Below are 22,674 nucleotides of genomic sequence, written 5' to 3' on the forward strand. Positions count from 1 at the left end.
GTTTTTGCTACGAATCTTTTTCATTTATCAACTGAAGAAATAGCTTGGCTTTATAAACAAAGATGGAATATCGAAATTTTCTTTAAATGGATAAAGCAAAACCTTAAGATTAAAAAATTTATAGGATATAGTCATAATGCCGTTATGCAACAAATAATCTCAACAATAATTTCGTTTCTATTACTAAAATTAATACAACAAGAAAAACCAGAATATTCACTTACTAATATACATCGAAAAATAAAGCATTGTATAAGCAAGCAAATTGACGACAAATTGTTCTCGTGGAGAACATACTTAGGTAGTTAATGAAAAAATATCCAATATACATTAAAGTGTTTTATTGAACAACTATACTCTTTTCTTATGGCAATATATTGATAAATATATCTAATATTCATGTTTATATAATTTGTGGTTACTGCATTACTTTTTTTAAACAATGTTTTCCATTCTCTGAACACCAGTGTATTAAATTAAAAACTCAAAAAAATACTTGCTCTCTATATGATAAATTGATATTTGTGGAGGAAATTTATGTTAGTTGAAACAGAAAGATTAGTAATTACGGATTTAACGAAAGATATGTGCAATGCATTCCAAAAAAATTCTGTAGACGAAGATAATCGACGTTTTGTACCAGATGAAGTATTTGAAACATTAGAAGATGCACATAGAACTATTGAATGGCTAATCAAGTCATATCAATATGAAAAAGGTCCTTTTCTATATCCAGTACTTTTAAAAGATAAAACTAATATTGGATATGTTCAGGCATGTTCAATCGAAGAAGGATGGGAACTAGGATACCACATAGCAAAAGAATATACTGGTCATGGGTATGCAACAGAAGCAGTTAGCACTTTTTTACCAGTTATTATGCAACAATTGAAAATTAATATTATCTATGGAATCGTGTTAGAAGAAAACATAGCTTCTCATAAAGTATTGGAAAAGTGCAATTTTAAATTGGACTATATCGGGATTGGCAAATACCAAGGAGTGGATAAAGCATTGCGTCGTTATATTCTTAATTCATAACTTGCAAAATTAATTACAAACAATTTGGAGGTAAATATGGACATACTTGTTATTGGCGGAACAAGATACTTTGGAATACACATGGTTAATGACCTACTTAAACAAGGTCATAATGTTACTATTGCTACAAGAGGTAATGCAAAAGATTCATTTGGAGATAAGGTTTCAAGAATAATATTAGAAAGAACAAATCCAGAAAGCATGAAAATGGCTCTAGCTGATAAGAAATATGATATTATAATAGATAAAATTGCTTACTGCTCTAATGATATAAAATATGTGCTAGATGTTGCTGATTGTGATAAATATATTTATATGTCAAGCACATCTGTTTACGAACCAAAACACTGGAATACTATAGAAGATGATTTTAATGCGCTTGACAAGAAATTGGTATGGTGCTCTAGAATGGATTTTCCATATGAAGAAATAAAAAGACAGGCTGAATGTGCTTTATGGCAGGCATATAAAAATGTAAATGCGATAGCGGTAAGATATCCTTTTGCCATCGGAAAAGACGACTATACAAAGCGTTTGCTGTTTTATATTGAACATACTATTAAAGAAAATCCAATGAATATTGATAACGTTGATTGTCAAATGAGTTACATACGTTCTGATGAAGCAGGTAAGTTTATTTCCTTCTTAGTAGATAAGGAATATACTGGGCCACTGAATGGCAGTTCCAACGGAACGATATCTATAAGAGAGATATTAGATTATGTTGAGTTAAAGACAGGCAAGAAAGCTATGATTTCAAAAGATGGAGAAGCTGCACCATATAATAATGAACCTGAATACAGCATCAATACTGACAGAGCTAAGAACTTGGGATTTGAATTTACAAATCTGAAAGATTGGATTTTTGAACTAACAGATTATTATATTAATCTAATAAATTCCAATTTATAAAAAAGGGTAAGAATTGGTTTCCGTCGGCTGAAAAATGCCTCCACTGGGCTTGTAATCAAATGCCTATATTGGGATATATGTGTTAAAATATAATTACTACGATATTTAATATAAAGCTCTGGAGGAAAATATCTATGGATAATAAAGAAAAAGTAATTAACGCATACGCATCTGGTAATGAAATTAACCGTGCAAAAGAAGCTGGTCAATATGGAATGGAGTTTATAAACACAAAGAAGATCTTAAACAAATATATTTCAAAAGATAAGCGCATTCTTGAAATAGGCTGCGGCGGCGGATACTATGGTATGTATTTTGCTGAGTCCTGTCAGGAATATGTAGGCATTGATTTATCATCCGTAAATATTAATATATTTCAAAAACTCATAATTGAGAATGGCTACTCTAATGTTAAGGCTGAAGTTGGAGATGCAACTGATTTGTGCAATGTAGCAGATAATAGCTTTGATGTTGTACTGTGCCTTGGACCAATGTACCACCTAAATCCAGAAGGCCGTACAAAATGCATGGCAGAATGTGCGAGAATTTGCAAACCAGGCGGCATTATTGCAATTGCTTTTATTAATAAAACTGGAGCAATTGCAAAATTTGCCGCTGCATTTGGATGGGAAAATTTATTAACACCAAAGATTGATGAAAATGTGCTGACTAAAGGTATTGATGATGCAAATCCCGATATTTTTTTCTATTCAATGCCGGAAGAGATGATTGCAGAAGCAACTAAAGCAGGATTGACCTATGAACGTTTAGCTGGATTGGATTTTCTGCTTACAGATAATGTAATTGAAGGATTCAGTGAGGAACAACGAAAAGTATGGTTTCATCTTGCAGATTTAATTGTATCCAGTAAGTATTGCGTGGGCTTAACTAACCATGCATTGCTTATTTGTAGAAAGAAATAATAGTTTTATAAAACTATAAAGGAGGAGCTATGAAAAATATTAATTCTTTTTATGCCTATGAGATTCCGAATGTGAATCTAGCAGCTACAGGAAAAAGATTAAAGCAGTTACGCAGGAATGCTAATATTTCTGTTGAACAATTACAAAAGATATTTGGATTTAACAATCTAACTACAATTTACAAATGGGAATCAGGGCGTTGTTTGCCTGATATCAACAATATGTTTGTGTTAACATCACTCTATGAAGTATCGCTAGAAAGCATCTATGTTCTCGGTAAAGAGGACAAGATGCTTTCTCGTTTATATATGCTTAATTAAACTATAGGTTTATTGATTTGAAATAATAGTAAATATAAAATTGAATTGTAATAAATTTCATGGAAGGAGATTAAAATGGCAAAGCAATTATTAAAAAGATTAGCGGTTGAAAATAGAGAATTAGAGTGGTTATATGTTCCTGATGTGGAGTATTGTAAATATGAAAATTGTAAGAGATGTTTGCAATTAATAATACCCTATAAACGGAACTGGAATGAGAATAAAAAATATCCCATCATTTTATTTATACCAGGTTCTGCTTGGCACCGGCAGGAAATGTATAATAGCATACCGGCACGTGCAGAACTAGCAAAAAGAGGCTTTGCAATAGCTGAAGTTCAATATAGAGAATCGGAGTTGGCTGTTTTCCCTGCACAAGTAATTGATGCTAAAAAAGCTATTCGTTTTATTCATTCAATTGCAGAACAATTTCATATTGACACAGATAATATTTTTATAAGTGGAGATTCATCAGGAGGTCATATTGCACTTTTAGCAGGATTAACCGCTACTTATGGTGAACTTGATATTGACATGGAAAATAGTATTCCTTGTAAAGTTAATGGAATTATTAGTTATTGTGCTCCAACTGATATGTCGCTGTCAAATGGAGATGGACCAATAGAGGATTTGCTAGGTACAAATGATGTGACAAATGTCCCAGGACTTGCTAAAAGTGCTAGCTGTGCAACGTATCTTTCAGCTGAACGGAATATTCCTCCAATTTTGATGTTTCACGGCACACAAGATGAACTTGTTTCTGTAGAACATAGCCGCAATTTTTTCGAAAAGTTAAAACAGCTTGACAAAGAGGTAGAATATTATGAATTAGAAAATGAAGGACATTGTTGTCCTACTTTTTGGGGAAATGCTATATTAGATATAGTAGAAAAATTTGTGAGACGGAACTGTAAATAGACATTATTTAATGAATCAGATATGGTCTGATTTGAATGAATATAATTATGTACGCATAAAATTGATACAATCACAACTGAACTGACAAAGTTGATTTTTTGCGGACAGGAATATCAGTCTAATTATAGTTATAATTACAGTACCGATTTTAAGGGGGAATGGACTATGCCAATGGAATCAAAAAATAGTGCTAATACTATTTCTATACAAACGGTACAGAAAATTATTGATTATATTGAAGACAATATTCTTGAAATGTTAACTCCAAATAATATTACAGAACAATTTTATCTGAGTGTGTCTACTCTTAATAACTTATTTAAAATTGTTTGCGGCATAACCATAATGGAATATATCCGAAACAGGCGCCTTTCACTTGCTGGAAAAGAGCTGTTAATTTCTAATATACATATTATAGATCTAGCATTTAAGTATGGATATGAAACACCAGAAGCATTTACCAAGGCCTTTACAAGATTCCATGGATTTCCACCAAGTTTTGTAAGAAGGACATATGCGGAAACTAAGGTATTTAGCCCTCTAAAGATAAAGCTTGAGTTAACCGGCGGCTGGGAAAACACGTCAAATAACAATCAGCTATCTTTACTGACAAAACTAAATTCTTCAGAACAAGAACGAAACCTCTTTTATTGTTATGATAAAACTACCAAATATAAAGGAGGAATAAATATGGAGAATAAAAAATGTGAATATCACATCAACTTAAAAGACATGCAGCAGAAGGATGACTGGAGGATTTTGCTATCGCTTTCAAAAAAATTAGATCAAGAGAAAATTAAATTTAAAGTGGACGGTAAAACAATGATATTTGCACATGGACTGGAATTTAAACTTGAAAAAATCTGTCTAACTTTTAATTGGAATGAAGAGCAGAGAATAAAGGATTTCTTTCATTATCATGGAAAAGTAAAAAGCAGCTTTAATAGGTTCAAATATTTTGATGCAATTTTTCAAGACATGAAAGTTCGATGTATGTTTTACAAAGATAACCTAGGTGATGATACGGATGAACTCCTTTTCCGAAATGCAGAACCTGTGGATATAGATGGACAAATCCTTTATGTGCAGACATTAGAGTTTTATTATGAAAATGCTGAGCCAGACAATGAATATTACAGAATGGTAGAACAATGGCTTAAACGCAAATAATTCTTAGTCCGTATAAAATGGATAAGTTCTATAAGTATTTATTCAAGAAAATAATATTCAAAGCTCCTCTCACTCTCAGAAAAATCTTCAGCTTAAAGGCATAATAAACTTAAAGCTAAAATAACGTAGGATTAGCAACGCTGAACCTACGTTATTTCACTTAAAACCTGAAAATATATTTTTGGGGGATACAAAATATAAATACATTTCTTTACAGGTATCACAAGGAAGACCACTTTTGCTATTGTAATAATAAGTACTTAGTATTAAAATTATAATAATATTTTTAATACTTCATTTATAAAATCTTATTAGATAAACTTAACTTTTAATCTATATAAGTTGCAATAAAGTTCTTACATGGTGGCTTCTAAAATATCACTGCTGAATCGGTTCGACCCTAGGATCTTTTAGAAGTCAGAATGTATTAGAACTTTCACAACTTATCTATATACGCAGTGCTGTTTATCTATAGATTCACTCAATAATTTTCAGAGGAGATTTATATATGACCACTAATTTTTTTGATGTAAAAGACTCTAGAAACCTTACTATGCTTGTTGATTTTTATGAACTTACAATGGGGAATGGCTATTTCTTCAATGATGTCGCAAATAAAACAGCATACTTTGATATGTTTTTCAGAAGAGTTCCAGACGGTGGAGGCTACTGCATAATGTCCGGAGTTCAACAGCTGATTGATTATATGTCAAACCTTAAATTTTCAAAAGAAGATATAGATTATCTTAGAAGTAAGAATATTTTTAACGAAAACTTTTTAAATTATCTTGAAAACTTTAAGTTCTGCTGCGATGTCTGGGCAGTTCCAGAAGGTTATCCTGTATTTCCAAATGAACCTCTCGTAACAGTAAAAGGACCAGTAGTTCAGGCACAGTTTCTTGAGACGATGATACTTCTTACTATTAATCATCAAACACTGATTGCTACAAAGGCTAATAGAATATGTCGTGCTGCAAATGGAAGACCCGTTATGGAATTTGGGTCAAGAAGAGCTCAAGGGTACGACGGTGCAGTGTATGGTGCTAGAGCTGCAGTAATAGGCGGATGTTCATCAACAGCTTGTACGATTGCAGAAGAAATGTTTGATATACCTGTATCAGGTACGATGGCTCATAGCTGGGTTCAGTTGTTTCCAAGCGAATATGAGGCTTTCAAGGCATGGGCTGAAACTTATCCAGATAATTGTACGTTACTTGTAGATACCTATAATGTACAGAAATCTGGTCTTCCAAATGCTATTAAAGTTTTTGACGAAATACTTAAACCTAGAGGCTTAAGACCAAAGGGTATAAGAATTGACAGTGGGGATATAACATATCTTACTAATAAATGCCGTAAAGCTCTAGATGCTGCTGGCTATGAAGATGTTAAGATAATAATCTCTAATTCTCTTGATGAACATATAATTTTAGATGTGTTAAATCAGGGAGCTAAAATAGACGGTTTTGGTGTTGGTGAAAGGCTTATAACTGCAAGATCTGAGCCAGTGTTTGGTGGAGTTTATAAGCTTGCAGCTATAGAAGAAAACGAAGAAATAATACCTAAGATAAAGATAAGCGAAAATGAAGAAAAAATCACAAATCCAGGCTTTAAAAAGATATATAGAATTTTTGATAAAGCTAGCGGCAAAGCTTTAGCTGATCTATTGACTCTAAATGATGAAGTAATAGATGAGAGCAAGCCTTTAGTAATATTTGATCCAATATATACTTGGAAGAAAAAGAAGCTTACAAATTATTTCGTTAAAGATTTGAGAATAAAAATATTCGATAAAGGCAATGTAGTTTATAAAAGTCCTAAGGTTACAGAACTAAGAGACTTGGCTAAAGTTGAAACTGAAAAGTTATGGCCGGAAGTCTTAAGATTTGAAAACCCTCATAATTATTATGTAGATCTTTCACCTAATCTTTGGACCTTAAAACAAAACCTTCTTCAAAAACTATCTGATGATTACGAAGGCAATAACTAAAAAAATCGGCAACCGCCGATTTTTAGAGAAAAGAGTAAAGAGTAGAGAGTAAAGACATGGTATGAATTCAGCTATGCTGAATTCATAAAAATTTATAAAAACTTCGTATAACGAAATTTTGTCCATCATTTTACTCTTTTCTCTTCTTACTATTTACTCTTCTTTTCTGGAAACCATATGCCTATTTCTCGTTCTGCATGTTCTGGACTATCTGATGCATGCACTAAATTTTGTGTAACATCATTACTGAATTGTCCTCTTATGCTAGCCATTTCTGCTTTAACAGGATCTTTATTTCCGTTAACCTTTCTTACCATCTCCACAACATTGACGCCTTCAATGATCATAGCGCAGACTTCTCCGCATAGCAGATACTCTATAAGAGAATCGTAATAATCTTTGCCCTTATGTTCAATATAATGAGCCTCTGCCATTGCTTTTGTAACTTTAACCATTTTAAGTGCAGTAATATTCAGATTTTTTTCTTCATAATGGTTAATTATTTTTCCTATAAGTTTCCGTTTTACTCCATCAGGTTTAATTAATACTAATGTCCTTTCCATAATATATCTCTCCTATTTTTAGACCATTAGTCCTATAGCAGTAACTGATATCGTAATATATTATATTCAGAAAACCAGATTTTTATTCTAATAATAATTCTTTACATATATTCTTTCTATAAACTTCTTGTCCTCCTCCCTACTATAATCTAAATCAAAGGTAATTATTTCCTTTACATTAATATCTTTACTGTTTTTAGCTTTTCTAAAGGGGCAGCACCCACCATCCTTTTCATATTCATGAAAACCGCATTCGTTAAAACAGTTTATCTTTTCATCCTCTGTAGAAAGAAATGGACAATTGCTCATACTATATCACTCCAGTACCTATAAATATAAAATCAATCCTAAAATGTAAATTATTATCATAAGTATATCACTACATTTTATATTGGACAATATAAATTTGTAAACAATTTCATCATTTTTATAAATTTTATACAGTCATAGTATATCTTCACATCCATAAATACAAGAATTTACTACTAAAAATAATAAAAAAACACAAATTAACAATAAAACTTATTTTATATCAAAATTATTGACAAATTAGAAAAAAGGAACCTATTTTGAAGTGTTCCAATTGTTATACAAATAAATTTAACATTTAGAGGTGCACTTCATTTTTAGGCTCCTTTTCCCATAAACTATTAATAGAAAATATTATTTAAGTTCCTCAAGAACTTTCAATACATACTCCCAGGTTCTCTTAGTTGATGATATTCCTAACTTTTCCTTAGGAGTATGAATATCTTTTATATCTGGACCAAGCGATACCATATCAAGTCCGCCGAATTTTTCGTTAAATAGTCCACACTCAACTCCAGCATGTATTGCGACTACCTTTGGTTCCTCGTTATATAGATCTTTATACACTTTTGTAAATAAATCTCTTAATTTAGAATCCTTCTGGTATTCCCACTCAGGGTACTCAGAAGTAACTTCTACTTTTGCTCCAAAAGCTTCCGCAATAATTTCTGTGTGATTTAATATATCATATTTTAAACTTCTAACTGAACTTCTTACAGCACTATCATATACTACTGAATCCTCTTCTGTAGTTAGTATTCCCACATTTGTTGAGCTTTGAACAAGTCCTTTTATATCTGTACTCATTGTGTAAATTCCATTAGGCATAACATGTGTAAGTTTTATAGTCTTCTCTGTTGCTTCCTTTGTGAAAACTTTAAAGGAAACTCCAGCTGCAGAAGAAAGTTCAACTTTTATATCTGCATCAGTATTCTTATATTCATTCTTCAAGATTGAATTCCAATCTTTTATTAATGCTTCTAATTCACTTTTTTTAGATGGATCAAAGCTAATAACAGCTTTTGCTTCTCTAGGTATTGCATTGTTCTTAGCTCCGCCGTTTATCTCAACAAGTCTGAACTCAACATTTTTGTATATATTCACTAAGACCCTTCCTAAGGTAATATTTGCATTGGCTCTTTCCTTATTAATGTCATCGCCAGAATGTCCTCCATTGAGTCCTGATATCTTTATCTCATAGGCTTCACTCACTGTTTTTGAGTCTCTGGTTATAGGAAGTTTCACCTTGCTTCTAAGCCCACCTGCACAGCTTACCAGAAGTTTTCCTTCATCTTCCGAATCTAAATTTATAAGAAGCTTTCCTTTAATTTCATCACCTTTAAGAACAGCTGCTCCAGTCATACCGTTTTCTTCATTAGTAGTAATAAGCACTTCTAGAGGTGGATGTTTTATATCGTCAGAATCCAATATTGCTAGTGCATAAGCCACTGCTATTCCATCATCCCCGCCAAGAGTTGTACCTTTCGCTTTTATATAATCCCCATCTATCTCTAGCTGAAGAGGATCTTTCTCGAAATCTATATCTACATCTGAATTCTTTTCACATACCATATCCATATGTCCTTGAAGTACTACTGTAGGAGAATTCTCATAACCCCTACTGCCAGGTTTTCTAATAACGACATTATTTGCTGAATCTTGAATAACCTCAAGATTTCGCTGTTTAGCAAAGCTTACAAGATAATCACTTATTTGCTTTTCGTTATTTGATCCATGTGGTATCTGTGTTATTTTTTCGAAAAACTGAAAAACTTTTTTAGGTTCTAAATCTTTTAAAACTTCTGCCATTTACCTCATCCTTTCAATATATAAAGTGCATTGCACTAAATTCTGTATTGTTTATACAAAGCCTAGAAAATTTATCTATAAAATAATTTTACCATACTTACCGCATTTATATAACCATAAGCACTCAAATTTTCCAAACCATCCAACATAATTATTCACTGAAAACTTTAACATGGTTTATGCATTAATTATTAAGATACAGAATAAAGTTTGCAATAATTCATCACAAATTTTAAGAAAGATAATATATTATTAATAGTAATAAATTAATAGAGGTAAAAGCATTGAAAATTCATACAGTAGCAAGCGGCCAATCTCCTTGGTCCATAGCAAATACTTATGGCGTTCCTTTAAATAAATTGATTGCAGCAAACGGTCTAGACCAGATACCTCATCTGGTCGTTGGACAATCGCTAGTAATTCCAGGTGTAGCTGCAGTTCATAGTGTAAGACGTGGAGAAAGTCTTTACTCTATAGCAACAAGGTATGGAGTTACTGCTGAAAGCATAGCCGCCGCAAATGATTTATCAGTATCTGAAACAATCTATCCAGGAAGAACACTAATAATTCCTGAAAAACCCAAAAGATATGGAACTATTCAAACCAATGGATTCATAATTCCATCAACTACAGAACGTGAAAATCGAATTATCGATGAAGCTGCACCTTACCTAACGTATATTTCTCCATTTAGTTATCAGGTAAATGCCAATGCAGGTCTAACACCAATACGAGATGAAAATATAATAAGAAGATCTAAAGATTATCGAACGGCACCTCTTCTTTCAGTAACAAATATAAGTGCCTCTGGCGGTTTCGATACTAGACTTATTGATAGAATACTTACCGATGATGCTTTACAAAATACATTGATTAACAATATTTTATCTACAATCCAAAGTAAAGGTTATTATGGTGTAATAATAGATTTCGAAAGAATATCCCCTCAAAATAGAGAAGCTTATAATTCATTTTTAAGAAAAGTAGTAGCTCGTCTTAATCCAAGGTATTTAGTTGCTACTGCGCTGGCTCCTAAAACCTATGATATACGAGAAGGTGCTTGGCATGGAGCACATGACTATAGAGCACATGGTGAAATTGTAAACTTTGTAATAATAATGACGTACGAATGGGGTTGGTCAGGAGGCCCTCCAATGGCTGTAGCTCCTATATCAGAAGTAAGAAAAGTTCTAAATTATGCTCTTTCCGTAATACCGGCTAAAAAAATAATGATGGGCATGCCTCTATACGGTTACGATTGGACTCTGCCTTATACGCCGGGAGGGGAATTTGCTAAAGCAATTGGTTTTCTAGAAGCTGTTCGAATAGCTGCTAACAACGGTGCTGCTATCAGCTATAATACTAAATATGCATCCCCTCATTTTAAATATTATGATAGAGCTCGTAATGAACACGAAGTTTGGTTTGAAGATGCTCGAAGCCTGTTCCAAAAATATCTGCTAGTTAATGAGTTAGGTCTTCGCGGCGTTAGCTACTGGTCTCTAGGAAATCCTGCGCCAATGAATTGGTATATCGTAGATAGCATGTTTAATATAGAAAAGATAGTATAAAAAATGGTTACACCCTATGTCGGCTAATTCCGCTGCGTTAAGCAATTTCACCGCATCTTTTAGTCAAATTTCCTAATGGCTCATAACTCGGCTGCGCCTCAAACAATTCGCCATCTTAACGGAAATTTGCCTAAAAGACACGGATAATTGCTAAACTCACTCCAAATGCCTCCGTCGGATGTAACCATTTTTAATGCCCTAACTCTTAATATTAACAAGATGCTTTTATTATACTGCTTTTGTTGCCTTCTTATCTTAATTCATTAACTTCAAAAAATATTACTGTCTCTTTTTAACTTCTTCGTAAACATGCTGTACCGTTTTTTTATTTAGCAACCACCTTTTCTACTATTTAGTGGTGTATCTTAATATTAATTAAAAGTTATCCATAATCATCAAAAATGGCGGGAAGTGATTTCCATCGGCTGGAAAATGCCTCCTCTAATCACTTCCTACCCTATGCCAACTCTATATACCTACTTGTAAACTATTCTACAACCCAGAAATCATATGCGAACCCTTCCTCAACAAACTCATAAGGAAGATAAAAATAACCTTTGTCCCCCCATTCAGATCCCCAGCTATTACGACATATCAAATAGCCTTTAGATTTTGCCGTATTGGCTTTTTTCGAAAATCTCATTATCCACTTTCTAAATAAACATTTATCCATCGAATTATTAGTTTCATCTTTATATCCAACTACATATATCGCATGTCCACCAAGATATTGTTCACTTATGATATCTGGAACAGGAACTTTTCCAGTTGCAGCTACATCATCTGATTCAAAAGATTCATATACAGAAATACCCATCAGTACTCCCTGCTCATTACTAGCAATATATCTCTTTATCTCATTTAAACTAACCAGCCTTTTATATGCTGCTATTTTATAGTTAACTGCATTACTAAGAGCCTGTTCCGAAGGCATATCAGTGAATTTATCTATATTATAGGGCATAAAGTTCTCTTCACATACTCCGTATTTATTGAGCGCTTTACAAATATCACGCATGGATGCTCCAGAATCCTCTGATACTGTTCCTTCAAGTTCCCTTTCTTTATAATATAAAAATAACCTTGATAACACTGTATCAATATCATTTAATACCATTCTTGCTGCTACACCTGCATTAGCCGTACAACTTCCAAGTTCACCTTGATCAAAAATCTCAGGCAGCTTACTTCTTAAATCCATATTAGTTGATATCTTAACAGCTTTTTCAAAAGAAACTTTATAATCCCTATCATCTTTTTTATCTCTTTCAAGGTTATAATAATGTCTAGACATATTGATCTTCCTTTCACTTAAATAAGGCCTTCCATGTAGCCTTACCAACTACTCCGTCAGTTTTTAAACCATTTTTCTTCTGAAATTTCTTTATTGCCCTTTTTGTGCCTATACCAAATTTACTATTGATTTTCATTCCTTTATACCCAAGTTCCATTAGCCTCTGCTTAATAAGGTTCACATTTTTATCTTTCTTTCTAGGATCATACATTATCAAATACCCTGGGTATTCAGGTATAATTTTTTCACCATTTATTGCTTCGGCAATGACCTTTCCAAGTTTATCTACTCCTATTTTCTTATACAACTTTACATCCAATTTTGAATCTATAAATAAAGGCTCTATAATTATAGCTGGCATTTGCGTATGATTTAATTCATATAATCCTCTGACATCTTGTTTTGCTCCTCTATTATTAAAACCTAACTCTGCAATTTCATCAGATACCTTAGATGCATACCTATTGCCTTTTTCAGAGCCCGTATAATACAAAACTTCACAGCCTTTTCCTCCACCTGAATTAAGATGGCAGGATACAAATAAATCCGCTCCCCAATCATTAGCTCTGGAAACTCCATAGCTTAAATCTTGTGAAGACGTATCCGTCCTATCTGGCGTAACATCGAGCACCTCATGTCCTGCATCCCTAAGATATTTCATAACTGCTTTATAATATTTTCTATCTTCCTTAACCTCATCAAGAATCCCGGTTGCACCCGGAACAGCATAATTGTGTCCCCCGCGTATAGCTATTTTCATATTGATTTCCTCCTCATCTATTAAAAAATTAGCAATATACAAGTCAATTAACTTATCATTATGAGGACAAAAATACCCTCATTTGCTATGTAATTAACAAACGAGGGCAGGTATAACAGGAAAAATGCTATAGGAACAAATCGCATAACTTTTCCGATATTATTATATTCAGTATGTTCTATATATGTACATAAAAAATGGCTGCAACCTATAACGGCTCCACCCATTTTTTACACTCTGGCTTCTAATATTTATTAATTTTTTTATTTCACTATTGCTGCTTTTTCTCTTAATTCGCAAACTTCATCTTCTTGGACTTGAAAAACTCGGTTCCTTTGGATTCGGTGCATCAAAATACTTTCCTGGTGTTGACAAATCAAAATATAATTTTGAATCCTCTGTAACACCGAAATCTTGATTTGATCCCGTATCTTTAACTTTGTTTAGTGCTTCTCTGAACAGTGCATTATGTGCTTCTTCACGATTTAGCAGAAAATCTATTGTTCTCCTTACTTCCTTATCAGTAATCTGGCGATATAAGTATTCATATACCACCTTTGCTCTTTGTTCTGAAGCTATATTAGAAAGCAAATCTGCTACGAGGTCCCCTGTAACAGTAACATAATTTGCAGTCCAGGGCTCTCCTGATGAATTTATAAGTACTGGTGCCAGACCAGACAATACATGAGTCTCAATTTCTCCGCTCACTACCGAATCATATTTTACTTCATGTCCATTAAGCAGATTTATAGTTTCTGCTACTATCTCCATATGACTTAATTCTTCTGTTCCGATATCAAGGAACAAATCTTTTATGGCTTGATCCTTTATTCTAAAACTTTGAGATAAATACTGCAAAGCTGCTTTAAGTTCACCATTTGCTCCGCCTAATTGTTCCTGCATAAGCACAGCATACTGTGGGTTGGGTCTTTCTACCTTTACTTGTATCCCATTTAGCAATGGTTTTTCATGTTTAAACATTACTTTCACCTCCGTAAATAAATATAAGTTTATTTTTTACTTTGTGAAGGTAATTATTCTTAAATATTTTTATTTCTCTTCTCGCTGCTTTTCATCTCTATATATTTTTCATAACAATACTTTGTTACCTTTTCTTTTGCAGCATCAAGAGCTTCTGGATTGAGAACAACTATCTGTATTGGTTCTTTATCCTGTTTTTTCATATACTAACCTCTAAAAAATACTTATTAATAGTAGATATGTTTTATTCTTCCTTCTTATTCATATATGCAGAAACATAAATGCCATTAATATGCCAGTATAATTTCACACAAAGCACCGAACAAATCTTCGTCTAATTCCATTGCCTGCAGTCTTCCCACTATTCTGGCTTGAGTCTTATCTGACTTAACTATGTTATAAATTCTATCTTTGAGTTCAAATTCTATTTGAGCTTGATTTAAGAAATCAAATATTCGTTTATTGATGTCATTGCTGCTCAATTGTGTACTGCCATTAAATTCTACAGTTAATCCGCTCTTTGTATTTATACTATTAACTCTTATAGTAATCATATTCATATAACTGTCATATTCTTTTTCATAAGCCACATCTTTATTGTCCGATTTAACTGTTACAGCTTTGCAATCAGTAAATCCGATATATTTAAGAACATAGTTTCTTTCTTCAGGGATAACTGAACTATCTCCAGCTGCAGGTTTTATTTCAAATTTAACAGCTTTATTCCAATATAAATTCATTTCAGTTTCTACATATTTTCCATTCAAATATTGAAGACTGTCCCCATCATCCTCGTACATTGTAAAGGAACCATTGTCACCTGCAAAAATTCTTACTTCCATATCCTCTGGATTATTTAGCTCATTATAGCAGTGCTCCATATCTGCCATTGGTATTATTGCACCTGCTTTAGCAAGTATCGGTATATGATTAATATCTCTGTATAGATTAATATTTCTGCCTCCATCGTAAATCATACCATTAAACATATCTATATATGTTCCCTTTGGTAACCACGCCTTCACCTTCGCTCTTTCAATTCTGCTGTTAATAGGACGTGTTATCGGACAAGCAATTAACTCTGTACCAAAATAATACTCATTCGGTACTTCATAAGCTTCTCTTATCTCCGAATTATGATAGTACATAGGCTGAATTAAAGGCACTCCATCCACATTAAATATTCTGTTCATTGTATAAATATATGGTATTAAGCTGTGACGCAGTCGCAAAAATCTATTCATTGTTTCATGTATTTCCGGTTTATATCTCCAAGGTTCTTTTCCGTTAAATAAACTTGCAGAGCTATGCAATCTCATTATAGGAGAAAACACTCCAAACTGAAGCCATCTTGCTGCCATTTCATCATCTTTTACTCCAAGCATATGTCCACCGATGTCATGACTCCACCATCCATAGCCTGCATTTGATGCATTAGCTGTAAAATAAGGCTCAAAGTCCAATGTTTCCCATGTTATAAAGCTGTCTCCTGAAAATCCTATTGGATATCTATGGCTGCCTATACCTGCATATCTTGAAAATGTCATTGGTCTCTTCCCATTACGTTTACTATCCAAAAAATGATAGTGATTTAGCATCCATAATGGGTCAAGTCCTTCAATTTTTGAGTTATTTCCCTGCTGCCAATCAACCCACCAGAAATCAACTCCATTTTCTTCATTTGGATGGTGTGCATATTTAAAATATGCCTCTAAAAATGCAGGATCTGAAATATTGAATTGTATATCTTCTTCACTTGCGTAATCAACCTTCAACGCCTTTGCCATCTCTAAATACATTTCTTCATGCGCCCTTATTCCATCTGCTGGATGCACGTTTAATGTGACTTTAAGCCCTTTTTGATGAAGCCATCCCATAAATTCTTTTGGATCAGGGAATAGCTCCTTATTCCACGTGTAGCCTGTCCACCCACTGCCATACTTAGGATCAATATCCACCAGGTGCCAATCCATGTCAATTACCGCAACAGTAAAGGGTATTTTCTCTTTTTGAAATCTTTCTATTAATTCTTTATATTCTTCTTCAGTATATCTATAATATCTGCTCCACCAATTTCCTAATGCATATTTTGGCAGAAGCGGCGTATTTCCACACAATTTGAAAAAATCTTTTAAACAATGAAGATATTCTCTTCCATAACCAAGAAAATAAATATCTGTTACACTTTTTTTTCTCGGTTCAACCCAGCCATCTTCAGTCAATACTAATGACTGACTATCGTCTATAACGGAATATCCATTTACAGAAAGTAATCCTCTTTCTAGTGGAATAGCTCCATTAGCTCCATCAAGTGTTCTTGCTGTTCCTTTTAAGTCATGAATCTCTTCTCCGAAATGCCAAATGCTTTGATAATTGCTTGTATTTCCTCTAACTTTAAGTATTAATCCATTTTTTGAAAATCTCTTTTTATCATATATCAAATGGACATGACCTGTTATTATTTCCAAATTATTTTCTTCATCTATGACTTTAAACTTTTGTACATCAAAGTCACGATTAATTACTTTTTGTGTTGCTCTATCCTCAAATAATCCATCATCACTATATTCCATTCTTATCATTTCAGGCGTCAATACAGTAAACCTATAGTTATCACCCTGTACTATATTTTCTTTATTGCATAGAGGATTTGTCTCTATCTTATATATATCATTCATTGCTTGCACCCTTCCGTATTTTATTTTCAGATTTATCATTTCCATATTGATGTAATTAAGGCATCTATTAGATTAGTACACATCTAAAAATCTTTTTTATTAATATAATATAAGAATTAATATCGAAAAATACTGCCTATTGACTTCTCTGAAATATTATCTAGGCGATTTATAAAATCAATTCTCTTTATTACTAAAAGGGCAAACGTAATAAGTATATTATATTTGCCCTTTTTATTGCCACTAATCCAAGTATTACTTTACTTTCTGATATCTGTTGTACGCATCTGTACGAATCTTAGTTAATTTATCGAGTCCCATGTCTTTTAATTTCTTTACATATGCATCCCATTGCTGGTCTATATTACCTTTTGTAACCCATTGAGCACGAGTTATCTGAACATACTTACCTATATCTGTAGTCAAGGTAGTAAGATCTTCGCTCTCCTCAGAAGTATACATTACATTAGGGAAAGGTTTAGTTATATACGGATCACTCAGTTTGCTAAGTTCGACCTTTAAACCATCACCGCTCTTTGAGGACAGCTTAATCTTAGATTGAAAATCCTTGCTTACATATTTAGGTCCAAAATCACGAAGGCTTTGATCCCAATACCATGCATCTGCACTAGTACCCTTTGGCGGATCATTTAGAGTATAAGTACCATCATTTCCTTTATTTATAACAGTTCCGATTGCGCCCCAGAAATTTTGTATACTAGCCTCACCAGTATAGAACTGATCTAACCATCGTGCAGCAACTTCAGGATGTTTGCATGAGGATGTTATTTCAGCTTCATTTCTTTGTATGCTGTACACTCCGTTAGGATCTCCAGGTGCATACTGCTTTCCGTCAGGTCCTTTAATCGGAGCAATGGCTTCATACTGATCGGACCATTTTCCAAAGACTGCATCAGGAGTCCACTGATATGTGAAGCCAACTCTAGCTCCCTTTGGATCTTGACATTTTCCATTGTACATTGTATCATCTTGGGTAAAGATTTCTTTATCAATGATACCCGCTGCATAAAGCTTATGCAGCCATTTAATACCTTCTTTATATTCATTAGATGTTGGATAGTATACCAGACTTCCATCATCCTTTACCATCATATTACTGGAGTTAAGATCGGTTATACCAAAAGGATTTAATAAATTTAACTGAATATCTTTAGCTCCGGTAATTGGAATTTCATCAGCTTTTCCATTTCCGTTTGGATCTTTTGTCTTAAAAGCTAATAAAACATTATAAAGTTCATCCAAATTTGTAGGTGTTTTCATCCCTAACTTATCAAGCCACTTCTTATTAATTACAGGTTGGGCTTCACTCTTAGGTCTGCTAGGCAGATTTTTACCTAATGAATACATCTTTCCATCAGGAAATGTCACTGCCTTTTTTAATTCAGGCATTTCTTCCAAAGCTTTCGCATAGTTTGGCATGTATTTATTAACTAGATCATCTACTGCTATAAACATGCTCTGATTCTGCAAAATGTCTGTGTCGCCAAAGGTCTGATTTCCGATAGCAATATCAGGAAGATCACCGCCTGCTAACATAATAGACTTCTTTTCACCCCAATCGTTTAATGATTTCACTTCCCACTTGATCTTCACATTAGTTTTAGTTTCCAAATCTTGAAGCCACTTATTCTTAGTAAAACTATCGCCCATGCTTCCCCAACGAGTTGTTAAGACCTTCAACTTAATAGGTTTCTTTACAATAGGAAGTCCTTTTGAATTGAAACTAGCATTATTTTTGCTACTTTCACTGCTGTTATGTTTACTGCTGCAGCCTACTGCAGTTCCAGTAATCATACCAGCAATCAACATAAGATTGATTGCCTTTTTTACATTTTTTTTCATTCTTTTCATTCCCCCTAATCTAAGTATTTATTATCGAAACCATAAATAAACTAATTATTAGCGGTTCCGACATATTTATTTGCAGAAGTTTCATTATCAATTGCATAATGCTTGTTTAATAAACAAGATGTATGCAAAAGCAATTAAACTTCATTGCAAGCTGAAATTTAGTTAATTAACACTGTTTGTTAGCCTTTAACAGCACCAATCATTACACCTTTATTGAAGTACTTTTGTACGAAAGGATAAAAACACATAATTGGAACTGTAGAAATAATTATGACTGAATAACGCATTAAATTAGCACGCCTTAATGCGATTTGTGCAGCTTCACCAGTTCCCAATGCACTTTGATCAGCATTAGTAATTAAAATATCACGCAAAATTATCTGCAGTGGGTATCGTAAACTATCTTTAAGATAGATTAATGCATTAAAATATGAATTCCAAAGTCCAACTGCTATCCATAAGGCTAAAACAGCGCAAATAGATTTTGATAGCGGTAACACAACCTTTATAAAATACCTTAAGTTTCCACATCCATCAATCTGAGCTGCGTCCCATAAATCATCTGGAATACTGCTTTGAAAAAATGTACGTGCTACAATAATATTGTAAACTGATACTGAGAACGGAAGCACCATTACTGCAAATGTATCATATAAATGAAATTCCTTTATAGTAAGAAAAGTTGGAATAAGTCCACCGTTAAAAAACATCGTAAATACATATAGCATCATTAGAAAGTTTCTGCCGACTAAATCCTTTCTTGACAATGCATACGCTGCCGTAATATTTACAAGAAGACCAACTAGAGTACCTACAACTGTATATAAAATTGTATTGCCATATCCTCTCCATATCTCAGGATGTTTTAATAACTCGGTGTAACCATCAAGTGTAAATCCTTTTGGAACAAACCATATCTGTCCACTGGATACCGCAGATGGATCGCTGAAAGATGCAATAATAACAAAATATAAAGGATATATTACTATTACTAAAATAAATGCTGCCAAACCATAAATGATAGTACTGAAAATGACATCCTGCCTGGAGCGCCTAACTTTATTTCCCTTTGACAATGTATTTTCCATATGATTTTCCTCCTATATCTACCACAAACTGCTATCACTGAATTTTTTAGAAATTCTATTTACCGTGACTAGTAGAATGAAATTAATGATTGTGCTAAATAGATTTATTGCAGCAGAGTAACTATACTGAGCACTTAACAAACCAATTTTATAAACATAAGTTGATATGACTTCACTGCTTAACAGGTTCAAATTGTTCTGCATCAAATAAACTTTTTCAAAACCCAGTCCCATAAGTCCGCCTACTCTCAAGATTAATAGGATAACAATCGTAGGTACTAGCATCGGAATATCTATATATCTAATCTTGTGCCAGATGTTAGCTCCATCTATCGTAGCTGCTTCATAAAGGCTTGGATCAATGGCTGAAAGTGCTGCTATATAAATGATGCTGTCCCAGCCAGTATGCTGCCAAACCTCTGACCATACATAAATATGGCTGAAGGCATTTGCTTGTCCCATTAGATTAGGAGCCTGTACACCAATTAATCTGCATATATTTCCAAGAACTCCGCTTCCAGGAGAAAGAATGAGTGTTATTAATCCAACCATAACTACTGTGGAAATAAAATGAGGCATATAGGTAATTGTCTGAAAAACCTTTTTAAATCTCTCTGCCCTCATTTGATTGATTGCTAAAGCAAGTATTACAGGGAATGGGAATGTTACAATCAAGCTGTATATATTTATAATCAGAGTATTTTTAATTGTAGTAACAAACTGATACGAATGAAAATACTTTGTGAAATATTTGTACCACGGATCAGCCCAGTGACTTCCCAGTATCCCCTCCACCGGTTGATAATCTTTAAATGCAATTATAACGCCATACATAGGTTTATATGTAAAGCAGATAAGCAGTACCAGAGAAGGCAATAATAAAAGATATAAGCCCCAGTTGCGCTTAATTTTCTTAAAAGTAGCTTTACTTCTACTCGAATTTGCAGTTAACATATTCATAAAAATCCCCCATTCATAACAATAAATTAATTTTCAGTTGAATTTATATTCGTTTATCAACAATTAATCGATTACAAAATGTTGACGATAACACATGCATAATAGTGGATAACTCGTTATATTCTAATGTATTTATAGATATTTAATTTATATAACGTTGTTCTTATATGTTAGTTTTATGTTACCGATAACCCTATAAAGATATTAACATCGGTTTCATAAAATGTCAATATTGTTTCGTTAGATTATTTATAACATTTTGTAGTTATATTAGCAGCCCCAAATAGAACATTTTACTAAAACGTGTCTATTAAAGGGTTTATATGAATTATTACTTATTTCTATTTTTGATTAAAAGAGAATATTTTATTGCAATTATGCTAAATATAAACTATAATTAGAAGAATAGAATAGTTATTATCAGAATTAGAATGTTATCCGTTAACCTAAATAAAAAGAGGAGTAAGCTATGATTACATTAAAAGATATTGCTCGGGAAGCCGGTGTTAGTGTTATGACCGTTTCCCGAGTTATTAATGGAAACCAATCTAAAGTGTCAGAAGAAACCACTCAAAAGGTTTTGGCGATAATAAAAAAAAGCGGTTATGTTCCAAATTCATCTGCACGCAGTCTATCATCAAAGAATTCTCGTATTGTTTCAATAATAATGCGCGGAGAGGGTTCTTCATTGAAAGATTCATATAATTCTATTATGCTTGGAAATATTACACAATATGCGCAGCAGCACGGCTATTACGTTATGCTTCACTTTATAGATGATTATCACGATATCACGCGGCGTTTAAATACCTGGAATGTCGACGGTGCTATCTTTCTTGGAACCTTTGATAATGATATGCTTCAAATTCAAGAGACTAATCAGATCCCTCTGGTTTTTATTGATAGCTATAGTCCTGTTCGCCAAGTGATAAATGTCGGTATTGACGATTACAAAGGCGGCGTCCTAGCTGCTAAATATTTTATAGAACACGGCCACAGAGATCTTGCATTTCTTAGTTTCAATATTAAATCCAGCGGTGTTTGTAAACACCGTCTAGAAGGATTTAAGGATACTATCGAAAATGCTGGTTTAACTTTAAAACCTGAACATATACTTGAAACTGATGATAATACCCATTTAGCAGAGAAGATTCTTAATTTCAAAGAACCCGTAACTGCAATATTCACGACTTCAGATATGCTGGCAATCAGATTAATCAATGAAATGACGGATAGAAATATAAAAGTTCCTGAAGATTACTCAGTAATTGGTTTTGATGATCTTCCTTTCTGTCGATATATCACACCGAAACTTACAACTATCTCACAAGATATTGACCGCAAAGCTGAACTTGCAAGTAATATTCTATTCCGTCACATTAATAATCATGACCTTCCAACAGAAAGCACTGTTTTGGATGTTCAGCTTGTAGAACGTAATTCTGTTAAATCTATTTAATATAAAATGTCAAGTGCCTGGCACTTGACATTTTGTTAAAGGATAAGATTGGAAGG

At 33.2% G+C, this 22,674-nt stretch carries 20 protein-coding genes and 1 pseudogene; 10 read left to right on the forward strand and 11 right to left on the reverse strand.

What is annotated here, in order from left to right:
* The 8 genes and pseudogenes from CLORY_RS24225 to CLORY_RS11905 all read left to right on the forward strand — a co-directional run.
* Positions 1 to 154: pseudogene (locus CLORY_RS24225) on the forward strand (transposase); the annotation flags it as partial.
* 383 nt (positions 155 to 537) lie between these two features.
* On the forward strand, positions 538 to 1,041 hold the full coding sequence (locus CLORY_RS11875; protein WP_079424646.1) for a GNAT family N-acetyltransferase: 504 nt from the start codon (positions 538 to 540) through the stop codon (positions 1,039 to 1,041).
* Positions 1,042 to 1,077: 36 nt separating this feature from the next.
* Positions 1,078 to 1,953: an NAD-dependent epimerase/dehydratase family protein gene (locus CLORY_RS11880; protein ID WP_079424648.1), complete on the forward strand. Its 876-nt coding sequence runs from the start codon at positions 1,078 to 1,080 to the stop codon at positions 1,951 to 1,953.
* Positions 1,954 to 2,087: 134 nt separating this feature from the next.
* The gene (locus tag CLORY_RS11885; RefSeq protein WP_079424650.1) at positions 2,088 to 2,876 is read left to right on the forward strand and encodes a class I SAM-dependent methyltransferase; all 789 of its coding nucleotides are present in this window, start codon (positions 2,088 to 2,090) and stop codon (positions 2,874 to 2,876) included.
* A gap of 29 nt (positions 2,877 to 2,905) precedes the next feature.
* Positions 2,906 to 3,196 (forward strand): helix-turn-helix domain-containing protein, encoded by a 291-nt coding sequence (locus CLORY_RS11890; protein ID WP_079424652.1) that lies wholly within the window; start codon positions 2,906 to 2,908, stop codon positions 3,194 to 3,196.
* A 75-nt stretch (positions 3,197 to 3,271) separates the two neighbouring features.
* Positions 3,272 to 4,114, forward strand: a complete 843-nt coding sequence (locus CLORY_RS11895; RefSeq protein ID WP_079424654.1) for an alpha/beta hydrolase — start codon at positions 3,272 to 3,274, stop codon at positions 4,112 to 4,114.
* 165 nt (positions 4,115 to 4,279) lie between these two features.
* Positions 4,280 to 5,284 (forward strand): helix-turn-helix domain-containing protein, encoded by a 1,005-nt coding sequence (locus CLORY_RS11900; RefSeq protein WP_079424656.1) that lies wholly within the window; start codon positions 4,280 to 4,282, stop codon positions 5,282 to 5,284.
* Between the two features lie 508 nt (positions 5,285 to 5,792).
* On the forward strand, positions 5,793 to 7,274 hold the full coding sequence (locus CLORY_RS11905; RefSeq protein ID WP_079424658.1) for a nicotinate phosphoribosyltransferase: 1,482 nt from the start codon (positions 5,793 to 5,795) through the stop codon (positions 7,272 to 7,274).
* A 149-nt stretch (positions 7,275 to 7,423) separates the two neighbouring features.
* Here CLORY_RS11905 and ndk read toward each other — a convergent pair whose 3' ends face one another.
* From ndk to CLORY_RS11920, 3 genes are all read right to left on the reverse strand, one after another.
* Positions 7,424 to 7,837, reverse strand: coding sequence for a nucleoside-diphosphate kinase (gene ndk, locus CLORY_RS11910; RefSeq protein ID WP_079424660.1), 414 nt, complete (start codon positions 7,835 to 7,837; stop codon positions 7,424 to 7,426).
* A gap of 87 nt (positions 7,838 to 7,924) precedes the next feature.
* Positions 7,925 to 8,146, reverse strand: coding sequence for a hypothetical protein (locus CLORY_RS11915; protein ID WP_079424662.1), 222 nt, complete (start codon positions 8,144 to 8,146; stop codon positions 7,925 to 7,927).
* A 354-nt stretch (positions 8,147 to 8,500) separates the two neighbouring features.
* The gene (locus tag CLORY_RS11920; RefSeq protein WP_079424665.1) at positions 8,501 to 9,955 is read right to left on the reverse strand and encodes an aminoacyl-histidine dipeptidase; all 1,455 of its coding nucleotides are present in this window, start codon (positions 9,953 to 9,955) and stop codon (positions 8,501 to 8,503) included.
* 284 nt (positions 9,956 to 10,239) lie between these two features.
* Between CLORY_RS11920 and CLORY_RS11925 the strand changes: the two genes are divergently transcribed.
* Complete coding sequence (locus tag CLORY_RS11925) at positions 10,240 to 11,526, forward strand: glycoside hydrolase family 18 protein (protein WP_079424667.1); 1,287 nt, start codon at positions 10,240 to 10,242, stop codon at positions 11,524 to 11,526.
* Positions 11,527 to 12,013: 487 nt separating this feature from the next.
* Here the strand turns inward: CLORY_RS11925 and CLORY_RS11930 are convergent, their stop codons facing one another.
* From CLORY_RS11930 to CLORY_RS11960, 8 genes are all read right to left on the reverse strand, one after another.
* On the reverse strand, positions 12,014 to 12,820 hold the full coding sequence (locus CLORY_RS11930; protein WP_079424669.1) for a C1 family peptidase: 807 nt from the start codon (positions 12,818 to 12,820) through the stop codon (positions 12,014 to 12,016).
* Positions 12,821 to 12,833: 13 nt separating this feature from the next.
* Positions 12,834 to 13,580 carry an N-acetylmuramoyl-L-alanine amidase gene (locus tag CLORY_RS11935; RefSeq protein WP_079424671.1) on the reverse strand — a complete coding sequence of 249 codons (747 nt, stop codon included), beginning with the start codon at positions 13,578 to 13,580 and terminating at the stop codon, positions 12,834 to 12,836.
* Between the two features lie 303 nt (positions 13,581 to 13,883).
* Positions 13,884 to 14,561 (reverse strand): manganese catalase family protein, encoded by a 678-nt coding sequence (locus CLORY_RS11940; protein WP_079424673.1) that lies wholly within the window; start codon positions 14,559 to 14,561, stop codon positions 13,884 to 13,886.
* Positions 14,562 to 14,620: 59 nt separating this feature from the next.
* Positions 14,621 to 14,764, reverse strand: a complete 144-nt coding sequence (locus CLORY_RS23285; RefSeq protein WP_169911608.1) for a hypothetical protein — start codon at positions 14,762 to 14,764, stop codon at positions 14,621 to 14,623.
* Positions 14,765 to 14,848: 84 nt separating this feature from the next.
* Positions 14,849 to 17,239 carry a glycoside hydrolase family 31 protein gene (locus CLORY_RS11945; protein WP_079424675.1) on the reverse strand — a complete coding sequence of 797 codons (2,391 nt, stop codon included), beginning with the start codon at positions 17,237 to 17,239 and terminating at the stop codon, positions 14,849 to 14,851.
* 255 nt (positions 17,240 to 17,494) lie between these two features.
* On the reverse strand, positions 17,495 to 19,102 hold the full coding sequence (locus CLORY_RS11950) for a type 2 periplasmic-binding domain-containing protein (RefSeq protein ID WP_207652205.1): 1,608 nt from the start codon (positions 19,100 to 19,102) through the stop codon (positions 17,495 to 17,497).
* 188 nt (positions 19,103 to 19,290) lie between these two features.
* Positions 19,291 to 20,199: a carbohydrate ABC transporter permease gene (locus CLORY_RS11955; protein ID WP_079424679.1), complete on the reverse strand. Its 909-nt coding sequence runs from the start codon at positions 20,197 to 20,199 to the stop codon at positions 19,291 to 19,293.
* An 18-nt stretch (positions 20,200 to 20,217) separates the two neighbouring features.
* Positions 20,218 to 21,159: an ABC transporter permease gene (locus tag CLORY_RS11960; RefSeq protein ID WP_079424683.1), complete on the reverse strand. Its 942-nt coding sequence runs from the start codon at positions 21,157 to 21,159 to the stop codon at positions 20,218 to 20,220.
* 469 nt (positions 21,160 to 21,628) lie between these two features.
* Between CLORY_RS11960 and CLORY_RS11965 the strand changes: the two genes are divergently transcribed.
* Positions 21,629 to 22,618: a LacI family DNA-binding transcriptional regulator gene (locus CLORY_RS11965; protein WP_079424685.1), complete on the forward strand. Its 990-nt coding sequence runs from the start codon at positions 21,629 to 21,631 to the stop codon at positions 22,616 to 22,618.
* The last annotated feature ends 56 nt before the right edge of the window (positions 22,619 to 22,674 follow it).

The organism is Clostridium oryzae (assembly GCF_002029235.1).
GTDB lineage: Bacteria > Bacillota > Clostridia > Clostridiales > Clostridiaceae > Clostridium_AE > Clostridium_AE oryzae.